Source organism: Wujia sp. (assembly GCF_056872695.1).
This window is the reverse complement of sequence record NZ_DBMFCD010000005.1, coordinates 34473-59195: the sequence shown is the minus strand read 5'-3', so window position 1 is coordinate 59195 and position 24723 is coordinate 34473. Positions and strand designations below refer to the sequence as shown.

Here is a 24723-nt window from a genome sequence, read left to right as displayed (position 1 = left end):
CCGATGGATATCAATCAGGTGTTGATGGATTATGATAATATGTTTGGAACACATTCTCTGGAGGATATAGAGGAGTTCCTGACAACCAATATTGAAGTGGCGATGGATGAGCGGGATTATGCATCGGCACTTTCTTTGCTGAATGAAATGATGGGATTATGCCGCGATACGAACCAGAATGCGAAAGGGCTTCGCTATTGTGCAGATATTGAGGATACGCTTGTAAAGATGGGACTGGAAGGTACGGTAGAATACGCAACGAGTCTGTTAAATGTTGCAAATGCGTACCGGATTTTTGGATATTATATGAAAGCACAGAGTCTGTTTGAACGTGTGGAAGTCATCTACCGGGAGAAGCTTTCGGCGGGAGATTACCGTTTTGCAACACTCTACAACAACTGGGCGTTTGTCTATCAGGGCAGCGGAGAACTGAAGAAAGCGGAGGAGACATTCCGACGCGCACTCGCGGTTGTAGATATGCAGCAGAATGCGTGGATGGAGCAGGCGACAACGCGCTGTAACCTGGCACAGGTGTTGTTACAGCTGGCAGGTGGGGCAGCGATGGGAGCAAATGGACAGCGTGTGGATGGAACAACGGCATCTACCATGTATGAGGAAGCTTTGCAGTGTCTGGAACGTGCACTTCGAATCTTTGAATGGGATGGAAAACGTGATTATCATTACAGCACGGCACTTGCCGCAATGGGCGATGCACTCTGTATGCGGGAAGCGTATGTGCAGGGCGCCGATTATTATATGCAGGCAATGCAGGAAGTTGAAAAGCATGTCGGAAAATCTGATGCATATATACAGATGGAAGAGCGTTACAAGCAGGCGAAGTATTATGCAGAGCAGATGAAAAAAGAAGAGGAAGAAGAACAGACCGCGGTTCTGACCGCAGATATGAAAACGAACGCTTCCGTCAAATATCTTACAAATATTGTTCATATGGGAGAGGCACAGGCAGAAAATGTTCCGCAGGAGATTGGAACAGATGAAAACGCACAGACAATAGCCGATTATGTGGATACCTTATCAGAGGATACGATACAGATGGATGCAGAGAATAACTGGCTGCATATCTGTAGGCGGTTCTATGAGATGCATGGGGCGAAGATGATTCATGAGGAATTTCCGAATTATGAGGCGCGGATTGCAGTCGGTCTTGTTGGTGAAGGATCGGAATGTTTTGGATATGATGATGCCATTTCGCGGGATCATGATTTTGCGCTAGGATTCTGCCTTTGGTTATCGGAAGAAGATTACCGGAGCATCGGCGGTATGCTGCAGAAATCCTATGAGCAGCTTCTGATTGATTTCGGGGATGAATTCCTGCGTGAAAATGGGATTGAAGCACCGACGAATTCCGTAAACAAAGTGTTGTCGCACAGAAGAGGTGTTTCGCCTGTGCGGGAATTTTATGAGAACCTGCTCGGTGTGAAGGTACAGAAAACAGCAGAGGGTGGCTATATTCTTCCGGATAGCTGGCAGCAGATATCAGAGGAGAAGCTTGCTGCTGCAACGAATGGTATGGTATTCCGGGATGATGCGGGAGCATTTACGAAGATTCGGGAAAGCCTGCTCGAATATTATCCGACGAAGGTATGGATGATGCGGCTGGCGGAGAAGCTGCATGGATTTGCGCAGACGGCGCAGACCAATTATGCACGTATGATGGCACGTCAGGATTACGTGACAGCAAATCTCTGTGTGGCGAAGGGCATGCAGTATACAATGGAGATTATATATCTGCTGAATCAGAAATATGCGCCATATTATAAGTGGATGCGAAAGGGCTTGCAGAGCCTGTCGCTGATTGACAGTGTGGCTCCGATTCTTGACCGGATTGCGGTGATTCCGAATCAGGCAGCGGCATGGGAAGGGCGTTCGTACAGTGCCTACGAGACAAATTATAAGGATGAAATCGTGTCATGCTTTGAAGATATCGCAGAATATCTGTTGATGGAGCTTAAGATGCAGGGCGTTGTAAAGGGCACGGACACGTTTTTGGATGTCTATGCGCAGGACCTGGTACAGCGTGTGGATCGTGGTGATTTTGGTGCGGTGGAGGATGCTGAGATGGAGGCAAATTACCGCGAGTATGTGAACGACTTAAAACAGGCGGCAAGAGAAAAGACAACGGAGAAATCAAAATATGATCTTGAAGAAGAACTGGGGCTGGCACATGAATGGAGCAATGAACCGCAGTTCGACCGCGAAGAGACGATAGCAGCGATTATTGATGCGGAGTGGAAGCTGTTTGGAAGTACGATTTATCCGGATGACTGGAATACATTTTTTATTATGCGGAAGAGCCGGTACCTGGCATGGTCGGCTGATCTGCTTGTAAGTTATCTACAGGATTGCAAGGCGGGGAGTGCTTTGCAGGTAGAACGAAGTGAGAAACGAATCGGTATTGAGGAGGATCTGGTGCAGATCCAGTTAGACTGGTTACAGAAATTTATCGACAATTATCCGAAGATGGCAGGCTATGTACGGTTTATCTATACAAATGATGCACAGGAAACCATCGAGGCTGCATTGCGCAGGGATATTGCAGCTTATGGAGACCGGACGTTTATCTTGTTTGGAAAGTTTGTGACCGATATTGCACAGGCTGGTGGCAATCTGACCTACGACATCATGAATTCTATGGCATGTCTGTATGGGTATGGTGGAGTAGAAGATGCAGAACGTCAGCTGTAATGTTGCTTTTCGCCTCAAATATATTGACGAAGACTGGGTACAGATGTTTGAGTTAAATGAGGTTATTGCCGCTGATGGAACTGCTCGGCACCAACCTTTGATTATATTCTGCAGGATGTTATCACAATTGAAGAATAAAAGGAAAACACGGCGGGAAACTGCCGTGTTTTCTTGTAGTTGATCGTCATATATGAGAATAAGGTCAATATAATTTCTCTGTCTCACAGATCGTGCCGCCACCGACGACGATATCCCCATCATAGAGGACAACTGCCTGCCCTTTCGTGATCGCGCGCTGTGGTTCGTCGAAGATGACTTCGATCTTTCCATCCGGAAGTGGATTCACGGTTGCCGATGCTTCCGTATGACGATAACGCACCTTTGCCGTGACGCGGATTGGGGCATCGATATGGTTGATTGAGATGAGATTCACATCATCTGCGACAAGACGCTTCGAGAAGAGGTCTTCGTTTCTCCCGAGGACAACCTGATTTTTTTCGATGTCAACATCCATGACATACATCGGCTCCTTTAGTGCCAGACCAAGTCCTTTGCGCTGTCCGATCGTGTAGCGGATGATTCCCTTGTGGCGCCCTAAGACATTGCCGTGGACATCGACGAAATCACCTTCCGGATACGTCCTGCACGCATGCTGTTCGATGAATTTCGCATAGTTTCCATCCGGCACGAAGCAGATATCCTGGCTGTCATGTTTTTTTGCGTTCACAAATCCATGTGCTTCCGCAATGGCACGTGTCTCGCTTTTCGGCATGCCGCCGAGCGGAAACTGTGTGTGTGCAAGTTGCTCCTGCGTCAGGGAATAAAGCACATAGCTCTGATCTTTGCCCGGGTCGACCGCTTTCTTCAAGAGATAACGACCGGTTGCCGCATCCTGAGCGATCTGTGCATAATGTCCGGTAACTACATAATCCATTCCAAGCTCCTGTGCCCGCTTGTACAGATATTCGAATTTTAGATAACGGTTACAGTCGATGCAGGGGTTCGGTGTGATACCACATTCGTAGCAGTGCACGAACTTGTCCATGACCTGCTCCTTGAAATGTTCCTTGAAGTTCATGACATAGTGATCCATCCCCATCGAATGTGCTATCGCGCGGGCATCTTCCACGTCATCTAGGGAACAGCAGGTATGTTCCTTGTTGATGACGATGTCATCGTTTTGATATAATTTCATAGTGGCACCGATGCATTCGTAGCCCTGCTCCTTCATAAGGAAGGCGGCCACGCTGCTGTCGACACCACCGCTCATTGCAATCAATGCTTTCTTATTCATAGCTCCTCCGAAAAATTCCTTGGACTTTTTTGTTTTATAATAGTATAGTATACATATTGAAAATACAAATAACCATTGCACATCCGCGCAATTTTTCTATATCATAATATAGTATGAACAGAAATGCAATATATGCGTCCGGTATAAAATGCAAGGCCGGCATATGCATCTGATAGTGTGAGGTGGTTATGGTTTGAATAGATATTGGAGGCAGATTATGGGAACAATTGTAAATAAAACCATTCAGGAGGCAACCGCGCGCCTGAAGGAAAACTACGAAGCACAGAAGATTTTTGATATGTCACTCGGTGATTGTGTACCGAACCGGGACGCAATCATTTCAATCATAGAAGAGCTGCGCACGGTCACATTTCCGGGATTTTTCGGCTCTGAAAATATGGCGTATGTTTCCAAGGATAATTTCGCGGGAAGCACGCTGGCAATCCTCTATGAACGGCTGTTTAAGCAGGTACGTGTCGCGTTAAAGTTCGATAACAAGGAGCTTGCTGATGCAGAGATCCGTGCGAAAGCGGAGGAGTATACATCAACATTTATCGCGAAGATTCCGGATATTCAGGCGATGATCCTAAAGGACGTGGATGCGGAGTTTAACGGCGATCCGGCGGCGAAGGATCACCAGGATATCATCCTCTCTTATCCGGGGATTTTTACGATTTTTGTATATCGGTATGCACATGTCCTGTATGAGTTAAATGTACCGTATATTCCGCGTATCATGACGGAATATGCACACGGACTGACCGGAATCGACATTAATCCGGGTGCGACGATCGGCGAATATTTCTGTATCGATCATGGTACGGGAATCGTCATCGGCGAGACGACGACCATTGGCGATCATGTGAAGATCTATCAGGGCGTAACGCTTGGTGCGCTCTCCACACGGAAGGGACAGCTGCTTTCCGGCGTGAAGCGTCATCCGACGATCGAGAATAATGTTGTGATTTATGCGAATACTACTATCTTAGGTGGCGAGACTGTGATCGGTGAGAATTCTGTTGTAGCCGGAAACTCTTTTGTCACAACATCCATCCCGGCGAACACGAAGGTCGCTTCGATGCAGCCGGAGCTGGAAATAAAAGAACAGAAGTAGGGATTCGATTTATGCAAACCAAAGATCACCTTGCCTTAGGGCATTATCTTGCACGTGTATTTGAGATAGAAGAACCAGCCAAAAAATACGCATTTGTAATTGGAAATATCATGCCGGATGTTAACAAATGTTCATACATCCACGGATATTTTCAGTTGCTACGCGCCCATAGACAACAAAAAGATGCGGGACCTTTGTCGATAAATGACCACCGGCGTATGCTGATCGGTGGACATACGGCGGAAGGCTCCCGTTTTTTTGTCAACCGGATGTACCATGAGCTAAAAAAGCGCGGGAAGCTGTCGGTGCATGACTATTACCGGCTTGGAAAGGCGACACATTATCTGGCGGATCGTTTTACTTTTCCACATACGATGCGGTACACCGGGGGATTTTTTGCACATATTGCCTACGAGAAACAACTGCATATCTATATGCGGGATATGCTTGCAGTCCTGCCGAATATGCGGGATGCGGTAGATAAATGCTTTTCCCGGACAAGCTTCAACAGTTTGTACCGTTCGTATCGGAAGGAATCGGAGGGAAATGGAACGGTTTTGCACGATTGTTTTCATATTCTGGCAGTATGTATTGCCTATTTGGAAAATATCCTATATAATGGAATAAGAAAGAATATGCAAAAAATGTAAATATTCTGATATGCATACACAAGAGAATGAAAAGCATGAGGGAAGGAGCGTGTATGAGTGGACAAGTCAGAATTTGAGTCACGTTATTTTGACCTGGTATCCAAAGCACCGGGCAAAACATTTTTATTTTATGGCAATTTAAAAGAAGACATGATACGCTGGTCTGCATCGGCAGTGGAATATTTTGGATTGCCGGGGGAGATATTCGGAGATTCCACGAGGGAATGGATCAGCCGGATTCATCCGGAGGATGTGGAAGCATATACAGATAGTCTTATGGAGCTTCTCCATGGCGTAACGCCGTATCACAACTGTGAGTATCGTATCAAGAACGCTCAAGGGGAGTATGTGTGGGTCAATTGCCGCGGATACATGACTTATGATGCGGATGGAAAAGCAGAATGGTTTGGTGGCATTGTAACGAATATGGGCTATCAGACAAAAATCGATGCAGTTACGAATTTGTGGACTGTTCATCAGTTCCGGAGTGAGCTAAACTGTTTACTGGATGACCGCGTGCGGGGAGGAATCCTTATGATCGGACTGGAGAACTTCAAGCGGATCAATGCAGAATACAGTTATGATTATGGAGACAAGGTACTTGCCCTGATCGGAGACAAGCTGCGTGAGGGTGTGCGCCACAACTGCCATGTATTCCGGATGGACGGGGCGAATTTTGCGATTGTCATGCAGGATGCAGGTGTGGAGCGTATTGTAGAATACAAGAAATTCGTAGACAACTTTATGCGGAATCTGGTTGTATCCGGTCAGGTGGTACACCTGCGGATTAAGGCAGCGGCAGCGTTCTTCCCGGAGGATGGGGAGTTCTTGGACCAGATTCAGAGTAATCTGTTCTACGCCCTTGATCATGCAAAACTGACGAATACCGATGATGTTGTATTCTACAGCAAGGAGCTGTTCGCACAGAAGAAATATATGACACGCCTGAAGGATGCAATCCGGGAGTGCGTGGAGGAAGACTGTAAGGGCTTCCGTATTGTAATGCAGCCGATCGTGGAGACGAAGAGTGAGGTCTGCGATGCAGCGGAAGTATTACTCCGCTTTACCCATCCGGAATTTGGTGTGATCAGTCCGATGGATTTTATTCCGATTCTGGAGAATTCCAAGGAGATCATCCGGGTTGGAAAATGGGTGATCGACCGGTCGCTGCAGACACTTGCCGAATGGCGGGAACAGATCGGGCATTTGCCACTGAAACGCCTGCAGATCAATGTGTCTTATGTACAGTTCAAAGATCCGGAGCTCTTAGGTTATGTCGTGGAACGGCTCGATCACTATCAGCTTCCACATGATGCAGTTATGCTGGAATTGACGGAGAGCTGCCGCGTGGAGCAGACGTCATTTCTATCGGACGTCCTGCAGACGTTCAAGGATGCGGGTGTCAGCATTGCGCTTGACGACTTTGGAACCGGCTATGCGTCACTGACCGTGCTCAAAGACATTCCTGCCGACATGGTGAAGCTCGACCACACGATGACGCGGAGCATCACGGAGAAACCGAAGGACAAAGCGCTGATCGAATTCATCGTTACATATTGCAAGAAGGTTGGTATCGCTGTCTGTGCGGAAGGTGTCGAAAAAGTGGAAGCACTCTCCATCGTACGAAACGCAGGCGTCGAATGCATCCAGGGCTACTACTACGACAAGCCGCTCGAACTCGATACGTTCTACCGGAAATATGTGAAATAAACGAAACACACCATATCAACTGCATATATCCAGTATCGGTTCGAGTAAATACGATGTATTGAAACTAAGAAGTTCTAAATGTTCTGATTTACACCATAATACCGAACGCAACCGCCGCCAATTCGCCATCCGTGGCTCAGTGGCGGCTTGTTTGAACATCGTGTTCAAACATTGCTGAGTATGAACAGAACATTAAGAACTTCTAAGTTCCAAACATATGTATATTACTCGAATCCGATCGGGATATCTGTGCATTTGACAGGTGTGTTTCTTTCGCTTTGCAAGGTTGAGGTAAAGCGTAAGGAATTTGCATAAACCAATAAAGTAAATAAAGAAACCACATGGATACAATTCTAAAGCAGACCGTTGAAGCACGTCGGCACTTAATGAGTGCGAAGCGCGAATTTAGTACCGCTACGTGCTGAACCGAGCGGGAGCGCGTCTGCGTAGAATGTATCCATGTGGTTTCTTTTTAGTTAGTGTACATGCAAATTCCGTTAACCGTCAACTTAATCTGGACTTCACGTAGTTGAAATCCTGATTATACTTGTTATCAATCTTCTCGTCCCCGAACATGCAGTCCGTGAACATATCGTTCGTGTTCGTGCCCGGCGATACGACGAATCCGTCGCCGAAATCCGCTTTGCCCAGGAATATACTTTCGTAGAACATGTGATCCATGTTCGTTACCTGCGCAGTCAGGAACCGTTCCGGAAATTTCAGACCATCCGGAATACGGCATTCGGAGAACATGTATTCCATATTTGTGACATGCGATGTATCAAAGATCTTACCGAAATCAAACGCTTCGGATACAGAACTCTGGTAGAACATATAGCGCATATCTTCGACTTCCTTCGTGTGGAAATGGTCACCGAGCGAGAAGCCCTTCGGCATAACACAGCCTGCGAACATCAGGTTCATATCCTTGATGCCACGCGTATTGAACAGTCCGCCGATCTGGAAGCCCTCCGGAAGCGTTACCCAGGAGAACATACCGCAGCAGCTGCTTGCATTGATCGGAACCTCCAGCCGTCCCCCTTTGAATTCCCGGTAGTTAAATTTCAGAATCTTTTTACCGTTCCAGTTCTTGGTTGGCATGAAGCAGACCGGGTTATACAATACCCAGTGCTTGTCACCGGTACCTTCCTGAAACCATTTATAGTTTGGTACACCAATCCGGTTCTGGAACCACATACGCTCAGAGTCATCATTGACATCGATAAAATAAGAATTCTCTTCGTATACGAAATGGTCACGACCGAATATTTTCTGACGTTCGATTTCTTCTTTTTCTGCTATCATAAAAAAATACCCCCTGCTGCTAATCAATTCGTACAAAAAATGCATGATAATTTGCATATTTTGCACAACAGTCTGTATTGATTATAGCGGATACAGGGGGTAGTTGCAACGACAAAATCAATTATTGTGCAGATTCTGTCACGGTTTCGGTCTGTTCGATGCCGGTTTCATCTATTTTGTAGGAACCGCCCTGCTCTAACAGGGTGTCTGCGTCAACTCCAAGGTCTTTTTCAGCTTTCGCAAACCATACAGGCGTCTCATCCGGATTCGCCTCGTCAGTTGGGATATTCATCGTGTTGAAAATATATTTTCCCTCTGCATTGAAGATATACTCTGCCCAGCCGTAGCTTTCCACGGTTCCGCCTGCGATGAGCACATGCTTATTTCCTTCGGAATCAGTGTAATCCTTCCGGAAATAGTCTGTGTCGCTGCACTGATCGGTAATGTCTGTTTTCTCATCATTCAGATTCAGATACAGACGTCCGTTCTCGGCGGTCGTGTAAGAAAGATCCCCTGTTTTTTCAATGGTAAATGTAACCGAGTTGTCGTCCTCGGAGATCTCCACATTCGAGCCATCTGCCATAACAATGATTGTGTGCACGAGAGATTTCCCGGTCGCTGCGTAACAGATGCCGTTCGATGCGGCAAAAAGCATTACCAGACATGCGGCAGTATAGCATATGTGCCGGACAACACGTGTGGTGCGGCTGTGCCGGATGGCTGTCCGGTTTAAATGGATCTCGGCATCCGTCTGTAGTGCGTCAAATGCTTTTTTATAATTCTCATGATTGTTCATCATTCCAAGCCTCCTTTAAGTGTTCCTTCAGCATAGCCCGTCCGCGGGTTAAGCGGGTTTTGACATTGCTCTCGCTAAGCTTCAGGATATCTGCGATTTCTTTGATGGAATAATCCTCATAATAAAAGAGATGAATTACGGTGCGTTGTTTTTCAGGAAGTTTCATAACCGCTTCAAATAATTCTTCACTCTGTGAATCCGGAAAATTCAACTCTTCCATATAGGATTCCAGGGATTGCCGGTGCTTTCGCCAGAACGACCGGAGTGTGTTCCTGGATTTGTTGATCGTAACCCGCATCAGCCAGGCGCGGATGTGAGACTCGTCATCGTATTCCTTGTTTGCGATATGGTATTGCACAAATGTGTCCTGTACGATATCCTCGGCATCTTCCTTGTTCTTGCATATGTTGAAGGCAATCCTGTATAAATGAGATTGATACTCGTCAATCAATATGCGTATTGGTATTCTCATATAGCATATCCTCCGTTTGTTTCAAAAGGCCTTTCAAAGATTATACACATGGCAGAGGAAAAAGGTTACAAAATATTGACAAATAAAAAAAATCGTGGTTTAATCGGTTACTGAAATACTTTATTGCACTAAACCGTTAACTCGTTAACATATTAGTGCGAAAGAAACAAAGAAACGAAAAGATAGAGATGGGACAAAGACACCCCATGTCGATGAGGAGGATGAGAAGTATGAAAAAATTCAAGAAATTCCTTGCTGTAGCATCTGTTGCTGCAATGACACTTTCCCTTTGCGCCTGTGGCGGCAAGAAGGATGATACTTATACCGTAGGTATTTGTCAGTTAGTACAGCATGAGGCACTCGATGCCGCAACAAAGGGCTTTAAGGATGCTTTGGTAGAAGAGTTTGGTGAAGACGGAATCAAGTTTGATGAGCAGAACGCACAGGGTGATGCTAATACATGTGCAACGATCATCAACGGTTTTGTGAGCAGCGATGTAGATCTGATCCTTGCGAATGCAACGCCTGCATTACAGGCAGCCGCAGCCGGTACAGACACGATTCCGATTCTTGGTACATCTGTAACAGAATATGGTGTTGCACTCGAGCTTTCTGATTTCAACGGTACAGTTGGCAGAAATATTTCCGGTACATCAGATCTTGCACCACTGGAGAGCCAGGCAGATATGATCAAGGAGCTGTTCCCGGATGCAAAGAAGGTTGGTCTTCTTTATTGTTCCGCAGAGGCAAATTCACAGTATCAGGTAGATACGGTAAAGGCAGCTTTGGAGAAGCTTGGATATACATGTGAGTATTATTCATTCTCAGATTCCAATGACCTTTCGACAGTTACTACATCTGCAGCGAACGCAAGTGATGTGATCTATGTTCCAACGGACAACACAGTTGCAGCCAATACAGAGATCATCAAGAATATCTGCATGCCGGCAAAGACTCCGGTTGTTGCAGGTGAGGAAGGTATCTGTAAGGGATGCGGTGTCGCTACACTTTCTATCAGCTACTATGATTTAGGTGTTGCAACAGGTAAGATGGCAGCGAAGATCCTGAAGGGTGAGTCTAAGATCGAGGAGATGCCGATCGAGTATGCACCACAGTTTACGAAGAAATACAATAAGGATATCTGTGATGAGCTTGGTATAACCGTACCGGACGATTACGAGGCAATCGCAAACGAGTAATGGAAAAGCATAGCGAAAACAAGCGTATTTACTTGATTTTTGCTGTATTATTATAGTATAGTAGTCGGGTAGAGTTTTTCTACCCGATTTTTGTTATATAAAGGAGAGAAAGAAATGGATGTAAGTGCTTTATTCAATGCCATGCCGGGCGCGATTGCCCAGGGCCTGATCTGGGGCATTATGGCGATTGGCGTGTACATCACGTTCCGGATTCTGGACATCGCCGATTTGTCTGTTGATGGAACGATGTGTACCGGTGCAGCCGTATGTATTATGTTGATGCAGAAGGGATACCATGTAGCAGCCGCGATGGCAATCGCGACACTTGCCGGTATGCTCGTGGGACTTGTAACAGGTTTGTTCCATACGACGATGGGAATCCCAGCGATCTTAGCAGGTATTCTGACACAGCTTGGTCTGTGGGGTGTGAACCTGAAGATCATGGGAAAGGCAAACCAGCCGATCAATGTCGACAAATACGATCTGGTAGTTTCTCTGCGTTACATAAAGAGAGTTGCATTCTATAAGAATTCTATCTTTGTTGTGTTTATATTTATGATTGTTGTCATCGGAATTTTGTACTGGTTCTTCGGTACAGAGCTTGGAAGCTCGCTTCGTGCAACGGGTTGTAACGAGAACATGGCACGTGCGCAGGGCATCAACACGAACTTCAACAAGGTTCTCGGTCTGATGATCTCAAATGGTTTGGTTGCATTTTCATCTGCTTGTCTCGGACAGTATCAGGGATTTGCGGATATCAATATGGGTAAAGGCGCGATCGTCATCGGTCTGGCATCGGTTATCATCGGAGAGGCAATATTCAGCCGTATCTTCAAGAACTTCGCATTGAAGCTTCTGTCGGTCGGAATCGGTGGTGTAATCTACTTCATCGTGCTGCAGATCGTTATCTGGCTCGGCGTCGACACAGACCTGTTGAAGCTGTTCCAGGCTTTGATCGTAGCGGTATTCCTTGCAGTGCCTTACTGGAAGGGAAAGCATTTCAACAAGGGTAAGAAGCTTGCGGCAACCGCAGAGAAGAAGGAGGCGTAAATACTATGTTAGAGCTGAAGAATATTTATAAGACCTTCAATGCGGGAACGGTCAATGAGAAAATGGCGTTAAGAGGACTGAATCTGACACTGGAGGATGGTGATTTTGTAACTGTCATCGGTGGAAACGGAGCCGGTAAGTCTACGATGTTAAATGCAATCGCAGGTGTATGGCCGGTCGATCAGGGACAGATTCTGATTGGGGATGCCGATGTAACAAAGCTTCCGGAATATAAGCGTGCCAAATATCTCGGTCGTGTGTTCCAGGATCCAATGACCGGAACAGCAGCGACAATGGAGATTCAGGAGAATCTGGCACTGGCACTCCGCCGGGGAGACAGCCGTACTTTGAAAGCCGGAATCACGAAGAAGGAGCATGCAAAGTATCGTGAGATGCTGGCTACACTGGGACTTGGTTTGGAAGATCGCATGACATCGAAGGTAGGACTTCTGTCCGGTGGTCAGAGACAGGCACTCACACTGCTCATGGCAACCTTGAAGAAGCCGAAGCTCCTGCTCCTCGATGAGCACACAGCCGCTCTTGATCCAAAGACTGCGGCGAAGGTGTTGCAGACGACCGATATGATCGTCAACCGCGATAATCTGACCACGTTGATGATCACACATAATATGAAGGATGCAATCGCACACGGAAACCGTCTGATCATGATGATGGATGGCAATATCATTCTCGATATCCGTGGTGAAGAGAAGAAGAAGCTGACGGTTGCAGATCTGCTTCACAAGTTTGAAGAGGCAAGCGGCGAGGAATTTGCGAACGATAAGGCGATTCTTGGCTAGTCGAACGTGACAGAACGATTGCAAATGAGCGATGTGGATGTTGCGTACAGGTCATCATGTTTTGGCGTGGTGACAGGTAAGATAGAATTATGAATGAAGAACAGGTATTGATTGCGCGTTTGCAGGACCTGGCGAAGCGCGCATACAGGCAAAATATTTATACATACACCGGATTCCTGACACCTGCAGAGCTTGCGGTGGTCTATGAGAAGCAGGCGGATTTCTCCTTCGTGGGGATGATCTGCTTCGGCGGAACGCCGGAGTGCGAACGGCAGATGGTGCAGTTTGGTTCGGAAGAATTGTTTGGGTATGCGGGAGTGTTTCCCATCTCGATTATTCTGGTAGAACCATTGCTGGACAAATTCGCTGAAGATCTGAGCCATCGCGATTTTCTCGGCGCGCTTATGAATCTGGGGATTGAACGGTCTGTGCTCGGAGACATTCTGGTAAAGGATGGAAAGCGGGCATATATTTTCTGTCAGGAGAATATCGCTGCATATATTATGGAGCAACTGACAAAGATAAAACATACGAACGTGAAAACCTCTCTCGTGGAGGGTGAAATCGAGGATCTGAAGCCTGTACTTGAGGATATACACGTGATCGTCAGTGCACCGAGGTTTGATGCCATCGTTGCAGCCGTCACGAAATGCTCCCGCAACGAGACGCTGGATATGTTCCGGTCGAAGAAAGTTACACGGAATGGCAGAATCGAGGAGCGCAACAGTCTGGTCTTAAAAGATGGCGATAGTTTCTCGGTCCGCGGGTACGGAAAGTTCCGGTATTGCGGTGCCGGAAGTGAGACGCGAAAAGGCAGAGTGAATATTTATTTAAAGAAATATATTTAGGGGTTTCCGAATGGGAAAAGTCGTGATAAAATATGTGACAGTGAGGCTTTTGCCATGAAAAAGGGAGACAATGAGGCGAGAAGGATATGATCAGTAAGTACATTACAGAGAATGGAAAATTCAGACAGATTGATGAGTTTATGCCAGGTACATGGATCAATCTGACAGCGCCAACGCAGGACGAGAGTCTTGAGATTGCAAGAAGATATAATGTAGATCTCGCAGATATCCGGGCTGCACTCGATGATGAGGAGTCATCTCGTGTGGATGTCAACGATGATTATGTTTTGATATTATTTGATATTCCTTCGGTTGAGATCCGACACAATCAGGAGGCATATACAACCATCCCGCTGGGGGTTGTATGGACGGACGATGCAATTATCACGGTGTGTTCGGCGGAGACACCGGTGCTCAAGCATTTTATTGTCAATAATATACGGGATTTTACAACGAAGAAGCAGGTGCGTTTTACTTATCAGATTATGTACCGGACGAGCATGTTATATCAGTCGTATCTTCGGATTATTGACCGGCGCAGACTTGAGATGGAGGAACGTATGGGAGGCGCAACGGAGGATGCCGATATCGTCAACCTGCATGAGATGGAATCCAACCTGGTGTATTTTGATACATCGTTACGTGCGAACCGGATGGTTGTAGACCGTCTGACACGGTATAGCGGAATCCGGAAATTCCCGGAGGATCAGGAATTGCTGGATGATGTGATCGTCGAGAATCTGCAGGCGATAGAGATGACACAGATCTACCGGGATATCTTAAAGGGTACACGGGAGCTGATGTCAACCGTGATCGATAACCGTCTGAACAACATCATGAAGCTGCTTGCTGCGATTACAATCGTCATGTCCATACCGACGATTATATCGGGATTATATGGTATGAATGTAAATGGCAAGGGTATGCCATTTTCAAAGGAACCATGGGGATTTATGATTATATGTGTGCTGACGCTTGTCATCTGCATTGTTGTGACAATTGTGCTGCGAAAAAAGAAGATGTTGTGATAGCTCCGGTTTGCATGCAGACACAGAATTATGCAGGATGGCATGGGGAGATAAGGGTTGAGACAGATTGAAAAATTTGAGATTTAAATTCGTTGTTGCAACGAGTCCGTTGTTCGTTGCCACGCATATTCCGCGTGCGAATTATATGATAAAACACAAAGAAAAATACACAGAACAGCAACGGTATGCATATGCGATGAAAATCGAGAATCATATGCGCAGGCGTGCCCGTACGAAAACCGATGTATATGGCAGGGAGAATCTGCCACAGGATGGCGGTTATATCATGTATGCGAACCATCAGGGCAAATACGATGCACTTGGGATCATGCTGGCACATCCAAAGCCGTGTGCGATGTTGTGGGAAGAGAAATCCGCAGACCGTCTGGTTGCAAGACAGGTATGTGGTCTGGTGGAGGGAACCACGATATCGTTTGAGGATCCGAAACAGCAGATCGGGGCGTTGAAGACGATTTCCGAACGTGTGAAGGAAGGAAAACCATATTTGATTTTCCCGGAGGGTGGTTACACCGATAATAAAAATGAGTTACAGGAATTTAAGTCCGGGTGTTTTGCGTGTTCATTAAAATCAAAGACACCGATCGTACCGGTTGTGATCTACGATTCGTGGCGGTCGATGGATACGAACACCTTCGAGAGGGTCCGGACACAGGTGCATTTTCTTCCACAGATTCCTTATGAAGAATATGGGAAGCTGCGGAAACCGGATGTATGTGAGTTGGTGAAGAAGAGAATACAGGAGAAGCTGGACGAATTAAAGGAAGCAGATCCGAGGAGATGAAAAACGTGAAGACAGGTATTGTATTAGAGGGCGGTGCGTTCCGCGGGCTTTTTACCGCAGGAGCATTGGACTGCCTGATGGATAATCAGATAGTATTTGATTATGTGGTAGGAGTATCTGCCGGCGCTGGAAACGCGGTTAATTATCTGGCAGGGCAAAAAGGCCGTACCAAATGGACAATTACCGCAAGCGGTGAAAATGCATATTATGGCGTCAAACAGATGCGCAAAAGCAAAAAGATGCTTGATTTAGACCGTATGGTGATGGAGTTTTCGCACAAGCAGTACCCATTTGATTTTGAGAAATTCCTTGCGTCCCCATCGGAAGTGGAGCTTGTGGTGACAAACTGTGAGACCGGAAAAGCGGAATATATCGCGAAGACAGACGATGAGAAGCGTATGCTGACAGCAGTGAAGGCATCGTGTTCTGTTCCGGTACTGTGTAATCCGGTCGAGTTAGATGGGTTTCACTATATGGATGGAAGTCTGGCAGATTCGATTCCGGTGAAGCGGGCATTTACGGTTGGATGCGACCGGGTAGTCTGTATACTGACCAGAAAACCGGAAGAAGCACCGACAAACTATGGGAAGATGCGTGTACTGATGCGGACATATAAGAAGAAGTATCCGGCGTTCTATGATACACTGATGCGCAGGAGAGAGATGTACGCGAAGCAGTTAGACCGGATTGACCGCTACGAGAAGGAAGGAAAGCTTCTGGTGCTTCGTCCGGAGTTAGACAGTATCAGCAAGTTCGAACAGGATAAAGAAAAGCAGGAAGCATTCTATCAGAACGGTTACGGTCAGATGGAAGTGAATCTTCAGAAGCTGCGGGAATTCATGCAGGGAAGATAACGGAATCTGTATAATAAAAAGTGTACGTTGTTATGAAGACGTACACTTTTTTTCAGTAAATAAATCTAATACGGTGGATTATATCTGCAGTAACAATGACGGTGAGAATAGTTTAGTCTCCCCGGCTGTATTTGTACCACAGATACATATACGCGACAAGCGGGCTGTATTCCGGAAGCGGGATAATTCCAAGTGACTCATACACTGCCTTACTGTCGTAATCCGTGGATTCCGTGGAGATTCCGGTCAGGTAGACTGGAATCTTTTTTTGGGCCGCCCGTTCGGTGAGAGCAAGCAGGGATGGATTCTTCGTGTTAATCGTACCGGAGTGGTAGGCGTGGATTAATACAGCGCGTGCATCATCCGGCAGATGGTACTGCATGCCCGGCATGGACTGGAAGAAGCAGACCGGGCTGGCGGTATCGAAGTATGCATATGAATCTGTCGCTGCCACAGTATTTTGGGAACCCGTTGCAGTATCGTCCGTGCTTTGATTTGCAGATACTGTCTGACATTGACCGGAAAATTCCTCTAGAACCGATGCAACGGCATACGCATATTCGTTATATGGACGTTCGTACAAGCTATCGTCAAATGGATAATGGTTGTAGATACCGAGCGCATTGTAGATCTTCGGCGTACTTCCGGTGTTGCAGTAGGAGATACCGACGGCGGTTGGAAGCGGCTGAAACACCGGTGTAGGAATGGAGGCTGTCTTGTGATCGGCAGGTGCCGGATATACGGTTTGCCAGTCGCGGATATAATCAACGGCAGCGGAGAAATTCACGAGTCCATTTGCACGCGTATCATCCAGGATATAGTTGCTGGATACGAGAATGATCGGAACTTTCGCATAGGCGAAAATCATGCCAAGTGCCGCTGCTGTATAAGGCAGCGTGTCGGTGCCGTGTGTGACGATGATGCCGTCTGTGTCTGTGACAAGTACGTTCCGAATGCATGCAATGAGCCTGTTCAGATGGGAGCCATCTAAGTATTCGCTCAAGGTTGTGTAGGGGGCATACGTGGTAAAATCTACAGCTTCCTTTGACAAGCATGAGTTCCTGCTTTGCCCGTACATCGAAAGCAGATGGTACGGTGCCTGTGCGTCTGTGGATACATATTGGTCTTGTATGGTGGAACCGATGGTTCCGCCGGTAAAAATAACTGCGATATTCATAGAGTGTTCCATCCTTGTTTTTCTATCTAGTATGAACCGATCCGGCTTGCCGGATACTGTCATTATCTGGTGAGCCAGTCTGTAGCTTCAACATGACATTGGAAATAAATGTATCTGCTTCTGTATAAAAGCTGCATGACCCCTGATGCTTTTGCGTGGTTGCCTGTATCGAAGTCAGACCGATGCCGCTTTTTTTCTTTTTTGTCGACATATATTTCCCGTTTTGCTTGTGGACTTCACCGGAGAAGCTGTTGACCATCGTGATGTACAGGCAGCCGGGAGTGCTTAGGTCTGCCGACAGCCGGATAAAGCGGGAAGCTTGTTTTACCTGTCTGCAGGCAGTGACCGCATTTTCCAGCAGATTTCCGAAGATCAGGCATAAATCAATATCCGAGATGGACAGCTCTGCCGGGAGTGTCACGAGAAGCTTCGTCTGTATGCCATAGCTTTTGGCAAGCTCAATATAGTAGTTGATTGTGGCATTTACAACAGGGTTTTCGCAATAGACGATCGGTGCCTGTACATTTGCAATCTCGGATGAATAGTTCGAGATATAGTCGCTTAGTTTGTCGAATTGTCCGGTCTGGGAAAGCTCATTTAAGACGGCAATCGTGTGTTTGAAATCATGACGGATCCGCCGCGTTTCATCCAGATAGGTCTGCATTTTTTCATATTGATCTGCCTGCAGCTGATACATCAGGGCAGTGGTTGATGCTTCGATCTTCTCGGCAGATGTAACCGCAATTGTGTAGAGCAGAAACTGAAACAGCAGGAAGAACAAAAACAGCACACCTTCGATCACCATTGCAATCTGAAAAACTCTGCCGACCCGGATGTTGGCATAATCAATCGGAATCATGTAGATGTTGCAGAAGGTGATAACGGCGGGCATCAGCCATGCAATCCGCCAGAAGGAAGGGGCGTTGAAGTTCTCAAAGAGCCATCGGAATTTCTTGCGCATGGCAAGCAGGATGCCCATTGTGACCAGGCTGACTGTGTACTGCAGAATAAGCCCCGGGATGGAGTTGTCGTCAATGTTGGAATCCGGAACAAGCTGTGCGATGACATAGTAGTTCAGGATACAGCCGAAGGAAAGCGCAGCGGTTGTGCATACAAACATATACACAAGCTTCAGCTTCTCCAGCCGCACCATCAGAAAATATGCGATCAGACAGACACCGAGCAACGGGAAAAAGAACAGGTTCGTATAATAATCGCCCATCGTATCCAGCCACGATAACAGGAAACAGATGGCGACCAGGACAGGAACCAGCACCGGGTACAGCTTCCTTGGCGGGATAACAAGCCAGTCTGCGACCGGAATCAGACATAGAAAGGCACCGGGCAGGATAACACCATATTCGGCAGCGCGGAAGAAAAAGTCGAAAAGCTTCATAGGATACCTCCTTTGGATAATGCCCGTGTGCGGCGGTCAAACTGGTGCGCGATATATGCCTGCGTAATCGCAGATGCATTTTTCCGGTGGATAGTAAAGAGCGTGCCATCTGCCATCGTACACGTAGTACCCTCCATCTGTGTGACGGCATCGAAGTTTACAAGCACCCCGCGGTTGATCGTACGGAAACGGGTATCCTGTGTTAAGATTGATTCCGCTTCCCGAAATGGCATACGGAACCGGTATGTATCGCGCCCGTGCAAAAGCAGGTAATTCGAGTCCGATGTAATATAACTGATGTCGGAATAAAGAACCGGGATGGTTTTCCGGTCAATCGTGATCTGGAGCGCAGGTGTATCATCGGCGAAATTCTCCTGCGTGACAGCAAGCTCATCGAACAGCCGGGCAATCATGTCGGGCGTGACAGGCTTTTCCAGATAGTCAAAGGCATGCACACGAAATGCATCAGCACGGTGTTCCGGACTGCTTGTGAGAAAAATAACCGGTGTCCGCGGTGCTACCTTGCGGAAGGAAACAGCAAGATCAATGCCGGTTACATCCTGCAGATAGATATCAAAGATTACAAATGCATAAGTTGTATCCGGACAGGCAGCAAGAAAGTCCGCGCAGGCAGTGTAGGAATCGCATACGACAGCGATATCGTGTGCGCGGCTATAGTCCTGAATCGTCTGCTTCAGTATCTGTAATTCTCTTGGATCGTCATCGACAACTGCGATATGCATGGATATCCCCCTATTTCTCAATTTACGATTTTTAACTTATTTATACAGATTTTAACATAGTTTGACGGCAGTTTCCATGTGCATCTGCAACATTTCATCCCAGAAAATGGCATTTCATCCCAGATGGGTTGACGGCGAACGTGGCACATGGTAATAAAAAAGAATGTAAAAAATGTAAAAAGGATATAAAGAGGAAAGGGAGAGAGGTATGAAACAAAAAGGAAGATTGTCGTTTCTATTACTGGTGGCGATTATGATGGTAACGATTGTGTTTGGTTTGATGGATGGAAAGGATGCGGAAGCTGCAGATGTAAGTGTTACCATGGGATCAACCGTACTGGCAAATGGTTATTATTATTTTGATAGTTCAGGAAATTTTGTTCCATGTTCTGATGTGTCCTCGATTTCTGATTACATGCAATATCAGGATGGTGTATTGACAATATATGGTTCGGTAACCGGGACATTGTATGGTGGAATGCAGGTATCTGTGGGTACGCTGACAATGAAGGGAGATGGAAACCTGAATTTAACATTTTATGGAAATTTATCCGGAGCGGGGAGTATTATAACAGATGATTATACGGGCAATATTACGTTTGGGTCTCCGGTGACCACTCCGGTAAATGGGTTGAATAGCCTGCAGCTCCGTACAACTGGTACAATTGTAATTGAATCACCGGCATCATCGTTGAGCAGTAATTCCTATGCTATTAGTACAGGAAGTTTAGTATTAGAAGGGGCTTCGGTAATACTAAGCAACAATCCGACAATTACAACGACTGGAAATGCAGAAATTACGGCGACAAGCGGAAATCTGGAATTTCAGGCAGCGTTTAACCAGCCGTTGTTTTTGACAAACACACCGACAGCTGTATTTACGCTGAAAGCACCAAATGGTAGTGTGTTAATTCATAATTCCGGAACAGGAAGCAGCCTTGGAGTAAATGGGAATTTGAATGTGACTGCAAAAAATGATGTAACGATCAAGGCATCTCTACAGGCTGTTAATGGAACTGCAAATATTGAGTCGACAGAAGGGAATGTGACGTTAAGCACATCAGGAAATACATCTGTAGTCAGTGGAGATTTGACTGTAAGAGCTTCAAATGGGGACGTGTTTGTGAGTGGAAGTGCAATAAATGGCGGAAGCTTGATAGGAAATACAGATATTCAGGCAAAAAGTAAAATTGATATCCAAAATGGTGGAAGCGGTATTACTATATCAGGAAATGCGGTCTTAAAGAGTGCTGAGGACGAGATAAAGGTAAAACAAATAGGTGCAGTACCAATGGTAACAGGCAATCTTGCGTTATCCACACCAAAGCTTACAAAGATGGAAAGAGCAACTTCTTCTACAAACAATTTTGTTGGCGGAACGATTACAAGTTCAGATGTCATTGTTATGAAAAACGGAAGTAATACAACCTATATGTCCAATGGAAGCGCGACTCCAACGGCAACTTGTCCACATACGAGAATGGATGGTACAGGAACTTGTATCGCGTGTGGTTATCAGGCACCGGTAGCGGCAATCGTGGATGCGAATGGAACTGTAAAAAATACATATACATCATTAGTTCAGGCATTTGAACCGCAAAACAGAAATGCAACAGATACAATTCAAATATTGCGGGATTATAAGGATCAAACATTATATTTGATTGGTTATTCATATTCTAGTTACAAGGAGATAAACATTGATTTATGTAACCATGAATTAAATATTGACGGTTTTGATAATATGTCTAAGACCACAATAAAAAATGGTACTCTGATAGTTAAATCGTTGCGGACGGCAAACCTTGGAAATGAGTCTTTGCTTACCTTGGATAATGTTAATTTATCGACGCTTAGCCTGCAATGGGCTACTTTGGATGGAATTGTAGTAACAAACGGAAGTCAGGTAAAAATAGCACCAGATTCAAACACTTATATTCCTCCAGATTTTAAAACACAGAAGATAACCTTTGGAGATAAAAATTCGAGAATTGAATTGTCAGGGGTGCCGCAAGGGTTGGAAACAGGATATTCGATCAGAAAAGATGCAACAAAGGATCTGAAAGAATATACGTTGTATTCAATCAAAAATCTGCTTCCAAAGGGAAGTGAAATCCTGGAACAGATAAATCCATATGACCCACAAGTGTATAATGGGCTGATGGTTGTGGATAAAAATACACAACAGCCGCTTCAGAATCTGGTTCTCTGCTACAAGAATATTGCAGATGCGGATGTAACAGTAGACGCGAGCTCGATTGTTTATGATGGCAATGCAAAGAAACCGACATTCACGGTTAAATATGGAACAGAAGAATTGGAAGCAAATGTAGATTTCTCAACGTCTTATTCTGAGAATACGAATGCCGGAACACAGGCAAAAATCACATTGACGGGAAATGATGTCGACAGCGCCTACTATGGAACAAAAACTATATTCTTTACAATTCAAAAGGCTCCGCAGGCAGCACCGACCGGATTGGCTGCGACTGCAGAAACAATTGATGGAAAGAATGATGGTAAGATAGCAAATCTCTCTGTGAAGATGGAATATAGCGTGGATAACCACACATGGATTGATGCGAATACACAGCTTTTAGAGAACCTTCCGGATGGTGATTATTACGTAAGATATAAGGAAACAAACAATTACTATGCATCGCCATCTACCAAGGTGGTTGTTGCAAAGGGTGTGGCTCCATCCACAACAGGCGAGCAGACGACGACAGAAGAATCGACAACAACAGGTGAGCAGGCAACCACACAGCAGACATTCGTGGAACAGCCGGATGGAGCAACTACACAGGCAGGTGCCCCGAAGACAACAGAGGCAGACAAGAAAACGGATAAAGCGGTTTCCACCGGAGATGCATATCCGATAGCGATTATGATTACGCTCATGCTTGGCGCGGGCGTCGGTATCACAGGCATGATCCGAAGAAGAAAAGAAAAATAGTTAATTGTGTAATTCACATGGGAGCAGGATGAAAGTCTTGCTCTTTTTTTGGAAGCAAATCATGTGGTATAGTGAAGTGGGTGCGGAAGAGAATATAAGACCGGAAAACCCCATGCGGTGGGTGTAGGAGGAAGAAAGTAAGCAGAAAAACCCAGATTGGAAGCGGGAGATGGAGAAATGTGCCGAGGAGTGGGTGAGGAAGAGAATATAAGACCGGAAAAACCCACGCGGTGGGTGTAGGGGGAAGAAAGTAAGCAGAAAAACCCAGATTGGAAGCGGGAGGTGGAGAAATGTGGCGGGGAGTGGGTGCGGAAGAGAATATAAGACCGGAAAAACCCATGCGGTGGGCGTAGGAGGAAGAAAGAAAACAGAAAAACCCAGATTGGAAATAGAGGTGCATGGCGGGAACGGAAATAAATTTACAATTTCCGTATGAAATGGTATAAATAAAGAAGATTTTACAGATTGGAAATGCGTATGGAAGAGTATGTAATCAAAAATCAAAAAAAGCTCCGGCTGGGCATCACGACAGGAACGTGTAGTGCAGCGGCGGCACAGGCAGCTGCGATGCAGCTTCTGCTTGGCGTAGAAAGCCATGCGGTAACCTTGCGCACACCGAAGGGGATGATGGTTTCCGTTCCGGTGTATCTGCTTGAATCAGACAGCCGGAAAGCGAGCTATAAGGTAGTAAAGGATAGCGGCGATGATCCGGATGTGACGAATGGCACGGATGTGTGCGTGACAGTGGCGTATGCGAAGCAGCGTGTGCGTGAGCAGACAGATGGAAGTGCGGAACTGGATGGAAGTGTGGGAATAAGGGGAAGCAAGAAGTCCAGTGGACGCGTGGAAATGGGACTTCGGTGCAACAACCATGGAAGCCAAGACAGGTCCTGTGCATTTACCAGCGAATCATTTCCGTATCTGACGCTGGATGGAGGAATCGGAATCGGGCGTGTCACGAAAGAAGGCCTGGAGCAGGCGGTCGGACAAGCGGCCATCAACCGTGTGCCGCGGCAGATGATATTTGCGGCTGTGGCAGATGTATGTGAGAAAGCAAATGTCTGTGAGCCATTGCACATCACGGTATGGATGCCGGAGGGAGAGACTCTGGCGAAGCGTACATTTAATCCGAAGCTTGGTATCGAGGGTGGACTTTCGATACTTGGAACAAGCGGAATCCTAGAGCCGATGAGCGAACAGGCAATTGTGGCGACAATCGAGACAGAAATCCGACAGTTACATGCGGTTGGCGAGGAGAAAGTGTTAGTGACACCCGGAAACTACGGACAGGCATACGCATCTGAATATCTGGGGCTTGATCTTGCAAAGAGTGTCAAGTCGAGCAATTATATCGGCGATACGATCGACCTTGCAATCTCGTATTGCATGAAAGATTTCCTGTTGGTTGGAAATATCGGAAAGCTGGTAAAGCTGGCGGCAGGTATCTTCAACACGCATTCTAAGGTCGCGGATGGACGCGGAGAGATATTTGCGGTGCATGCGGCGATGGCAGGTGCAGGAGCGGATGTGGTACAGGAAATTTATAACTGTATCAATACCGACCGGATGTTGGATGTTGTGGAACGAGAAGGCTTGCGGGAAGCTGTGATGCAGAGTATCCTTGCGGCAATCGAGAAACATGTGGCTGGCAGGATTGGGGATGCGATGCGGTTTGGAGTGATTGTATTTTCCGAGAAGTACGGATATCTGGGACAGACAGCGGATACAGCAGTGTTGGATGTATTTCGCGGAAAGCTGCAGATGTGAGAATGATTACAGGATATTGAACACAGAATGTGAACTGTGAGGGTAAGATGGATGCG

Annotated in this window: 20 protein-coding genes; 13 read left to right on the top strand and 7 right to left on the bottom strand. The window is 46.3% G+C overall.

Annotation, left to right across the window (positions count from 1 at the left end):
- The first annotated feature begins 3 nt into the window (after positions 1-3).
- Positions 4-2706: a DUF4125 family protein gene (locus ACZQK9_RS06385; protein WP_483270027.1), complete on the top strand. Its 2703-nt coding sequence runs from the start codon at positions 4-6 to the stop codon at positions 2704-2706.
- 202 nt (positions 2707-2908) lie between these two features.
- Here the strand turns inward: ACZQK9_RS06385 and mnmA are convergent, their stop codons facing one another.
- On the bottom strand, positions 2909-4000 hold the full coding sequence (gene mnmA / locus ACZQK9_RS06380) for a tRNA 2-thiouridine(34) synthase MnmA (protein ID WP_483270026.1): 1092 nt from the start codon (positions 3998-4000) through the stop codon (positions 2909-2911).
- 217 nt (positions 4001-4217) lie between these two features.
- Between mnmA and ACZQK9_RS06375 the strand changes: the two genes are divergently transcribed.
- From ACZQK9_RS06375 to ACZQK9_RS06365, 3 genes are read left to right on the top strand one after another with little or no spacing between them, the layout of a single operon-like run.
- Positions 4218-5114 (top strand): serine O-acetyltransferase, encoded by an 897-nt coding sequence (locus ACZQK9_RS06375; RefSeq protein WP_483270025.1) that lies wholly within the window; start codon positions 4218-4220, stop codon positions 5112-5114.
- Between the two features lie 11 nt (positions 5115-5125).
- A complete protein-coding gene (locus ACZQK9_RS06370) occupies positions 5126-5764 on the top strand; it encodes a zinc dependent phospholipase C family protein (RefSeq protein ID WP_483270024.1) in 639 nt (212 codons plus the stop codon).
- A 57-nt stretch (positions 5765-5821) separates the two neighbouring features.
- Positions 5822-7474, top strand: a complete 1653-nt coding sequence (locus tag ACZQK9_RS06365; protein ID WP_216507590.1) for an EAL domain-containing protein — start codon at positions 5822-5824, stop codon at positions 7472-7474.
- Positions 7475-7978: 504 nt separating this feature from the next.
- On the opposite strand, the gene ACZQK9_RS06360 is transcribed toward ACZQK9_RS06365, so the two are convergent.
- From ACZQK9_RS06360 to ACZQK9_RS06350, 3 genes are all read right to left on the bottom strand, one after another.
- Positions 7979-8779 carry a BspA family leucine-rich repeat surface protein gene (locus ACZQK9_RS06360; RefSeq protein WP_216507589.1) on the bottom strand — a complete coding sequence of 267 codons (801 nt, stop codon included), beginning with the start codon at positions 8777-8779 and terminating at the stop codon, positions 7979-7981.
- Positions 8780-8900: 121 nt separating this feature from the next.
- A complete protein-coding gene (locus ACZQK9_RS06355; protein ID WP_483270023.1) occupies positions 8901-9578 on the bottom strand; it encodes a hypothetical protein in 678 nt (225 codons plus the stop codon).
- Positions 9562-10047 carry an RNA polymerase sigma factor gene (locus ACZQK9_RS06350; protein ID WP_483270022.1) on the bottom strand — a complete coding sequence of 162 codons (486 nt, stop codon included), beginning with the start codon at positions 10045-10047 and terminating at the stop codon, positions 9562-9564. Before ACZQK9_RS06350 ends, ACZQK9_RS06355 begins: the two co-directional genes overlap by 17 nt.
- A gap of 230 nt (positions 10048-10277) precedes the next feature.
- Between ACZQK9_RS06350 and ACZQK9_RS06345 the strand changes: the two genes are divergently transcribed.
- The 7 genes from ACZQK9_RS06345 to ACZQK9_RS06315 all read left to right on the top strand — a co-directional run bounded on the left by ACZQK9_RS06345 (position 10278) and on the right by ACZQK9_RS06315 (position 16628).
- Entirely contained in the window at positions 10278-11246 is a 969-nt protein-coding gene (locus tag ACZQK9_RS06345) for an ABC transporter substrate-binding protein (RefSeq protein WP_216507586.1), read from the top strand.
- Between the two features lie 114 nt (positions 11247-11360).
- Complete coding sequence (locus tag ACZQK9_RS06340) at positions 11361-12296, top strand: ABC transporter permease (RefSeq protein WP_178018222.1); 936 nt, start codon at positions 11361-11363, stop codon at positions 12294-12296.
- Positions 12297-12301: 5 nt separating this feature from the next.
- The gene (locus ACZQK9_RS06335) at positions 12302-13096 is read left to right on the top strand and encodes an ABC transporter ATP-binding protein (RefSeq protein WP_021984572.1); all 795 of its coding nucleotides are present in this window, start codon (positions 12302-12304) and stop codon (positions 13094-13096) included.
- Positions 13097-13185: 89 nt separating this feature from the next.
- Positions 13186-13944, top strand: coding sequence for a YlmH/Sll1252 family protein (locus tag ACZQK9_RS06330; protein WP_483270021.1), 759 nt, complete (start codon positions 13186-13188; stop codon positions 13942-13944).
- A gap of 86 nt (positions 13945-14030) precedes the next feature.
- A complete protein-coding gene (locus ACZQK9_RS06325; protein ID WP_177971172.1) occupies positions 14031-14972 on the top strand; it encodes a magnesium transporter CorA family protein in 942 nt (313 codons plus the stop codon).
- 67 nt (positions 14973-15039) lie between these two features.
- Positions 15040-15774 (top strand): lysophospholipid acyltransferase family protein, encoded by a 735-nt coding sequence (locus tag ACZQK9_RS06320; RefSeq protein WP_253292221.1) that lies wholly within the window; start codon positions 15040-15042, stop codon positions 15772-15774.
- Between the two features lie 5 nt (positions 15775-15779).
- Positions 15780-16628, top strand: coding sequence for a patatin-like phospholipase family protein (locus ACZQK9_RS06315; protein WP_483270020.1), 849 nt, complete (start codon positions 15780-15782; stop codon positions 16626-16628).
- 112 nt (positions 16629-16740) lie between these two features.
- Here the strand turns inward: ACZQK9_RS06315 and ACZQK9_RS06310 are convergent, their stop codons facing one another.
- From ACZQK9_RS06310 to ACZQK9_RS06300, 3 genes are read right to left on the bottom strand one after another with little or no spacing between them, the layout of a single operon-like run.
- Positions 16741-17805 (bottom strand): asparaginase domain-containing protein, encoded by a 1065-nt coding sequence (locus ACZQK9_RS06310; protein WP_483270019.1) that lies wholly within the window; start codon positions 17803-17805, stop codon positions 16741-16743.
- A 22-nt stretch (positions 17806-17827) separates the two neighbouring features.
- Positions 17828-19201 (bottom strand): sensor histidine kinase, encoded by a 1374-nt coding sequence (locus ACZQK9_RS06305; protein WP_483270018.1) that lies wholly within the window; start codon positions 19199-19201, stop codon positions 17828-17830.
- Positions 19198-19944 (bottom strand): LytR/AlgR family response regulator transcription factor, encoded by a 747-nt coding sequence (locus tag ACZQK9_RS06300; protein WP_483270017.1) that lies wholly within the window; start codon positions 19942-19944, stop codon positions 19198-19200. The genes ACZQK9_RS06305 and ACZQK9_RS06300 overlap by 4 nt, the downstream gene beginning before the upstream one ends.
- 208 nt (positions 19945-20152) lie before the next feature.
- On the opposite strand from ACZQK9_RS06300, the gene ACZQK9_RS06295 reads away from it, so the two are divergent.
- Together ACZQK9_RS06295 and cbiD are read left to right on the top strand one after the other, a co-directional pair.
- Positions 20153-22900, top strand: a complete 2748-nt coding sequence (locus ACZQK9_RS06295) for an autotransporter outer membrane beta-barrel domain-containing protein (RefSeq protein ID WP_483270016.1) — start codon at positions 20153-20155, stop codon at positions 22898-22900.
- A gap of 477 nt (positions 22901-23377) precedes the next feature.
- The gene (cbiD, locus tag ACZQK9_RS06290; RefSeq protein ID WP_483270015.1) at positions 23378-24667 is read left to right on the top strand and encodes a cobalt-precorrin-5B (C(1))-methyltransferase CbiD; all 1290 of its coding nucleotides are present in this window, start codon (positions 23378-23380) and stop codon (positions 24665-24667) included.
- Positions 24668-24723: the final 56 nt, after the last annotated feature.

What these genes read in the sequence shown, in the direction of transcription:
- ACZQK9_RS06385 (WP_483270027.1), top strand. Translation starts at nt 4, where the DNA reads ATGGATATCAATCAGGTGTTGATGGATTATGATAATATGTTTGGAACA.
- mnmA (WP_483270026.1), bottom strand. Translation starts at nt 4,000, where the DNA reads ATGAATAAGAAAGCATTGATTGCAATGAGCGGTGGTGTCGACAGCAGC.
- ACZQK9_RS06375 (WP_483270025.1), top strand. Translation starts at nt 4,218, where the DNA reads ATGGGAACAATTGTAAATAAAACCATTCAGGAGGCAACCGCGCGCCTG.
- ACZQK9_RS06370 (WP_483270024.1), top strand. Translation starts at nt 5,126, where the DNA reads ATGCAAACCAAAGATCACCTTGCCTTAGGGCATTATCTTGCACGTGTA.
- ACZQK9_RS06360 (WP_216507589.1), bottom strand. Translation starts at nt 8,779, where the DNA reads ATGATAGCAGAAAAAGAAGAAATCGAACGTCAGAAAATATTCGGTCGT.
- ACZQK9_RS06355 (WP_483270023.1), bottom strand. Translation starts at nt 9,578, where the DNA reads ATGATGAACAATCATGAGAATTATAAAAAAGCATTTGACGCACTACAG.
- ACZQK9_RS06350 (WP_483270022.1), bottom strand. Translation starts at nt 10,047, where the DNA reads ATGAGAATACCAATACGCATATTGATTGACGAGTATCAATCTCATTTA.
- ACZQK9_RS06345 (WP_216507586.1), top strand. Translation starts at nt 10,278, where the DNA reads ATGAAAAAATTCAAGAAATTCCTTGCTGTAGCATCTGTTGCTGCAATG.
- ACZQK9_RS06340 (WP_178018222.1), top strand. Translation starts at nt 11,361, where the DNA reads ATGGATGTAAGTGCTTTATTCAATGCCATGCCGGGCGCGATTGCCCAG.
- ACZQK9_RS06335 (WP_021984572.1), top strand. Translation starts at nt 12,302, where the DNA reads ATGTTAGAGCTGAAGAATATTTATAAGACCTTCAATGCGGGAACGGTC.
- ACZQK9_RS06330 (WP_483270021.1), top strand. Translation starts at nt 13,186, where the DNA reads ATGAATGAAGAACAGGTATTGATTGCGCGTTTGCAGGACCTGGCGAAG.
- ACZQK9_RS06325 (WP_177971172.1), top strand. Translation starts at nt 14,031, where the DNA reads ATGATCAGTAAGTACATTACAGAGAATGGAAAATTCAGACAGATTGAT.
- ACZQK9_RS06310 (WP_483270019.1), bottom strand. Translation starts at nt 17,805, where the DNA reads ATGAATATCGCAGTTATTTTTACCGGCGGAACCATCGGTTCCACCATA.
- ACZQK9_RS06305 (WP_483270018.1), bottom strand. Translation starts at nt 19,201, where the DNA reads ATGAAGCTTTTCGACTTTTTCTTCCGCGCTGCCGAATATGGTGTTATC.
- ACZQK9_RS06300 (WP_483270017.1), bottom strand. Translation starts at nt 19,944, where the DNA reads ATGCATATCGCAGTTGTCGATGACGATCCAAGAGAATTACAGATACTG.
- ACZQK9_RS06295 (WP_483270016.1), top strand. Translation starts at nt 20,153, where the DNA reads ATGAAACAAAAAGGAAGATTGTCGTTTCTATTACTGGTGGCGATTATG.
- cbiD (WP_483270015.1), top strand. Translation starts at nt 23,378, where the DNA reads ATGGAAGAGTATGTAATCAAAAATCAAAAAAAGCTCCGGCTGGGCATC.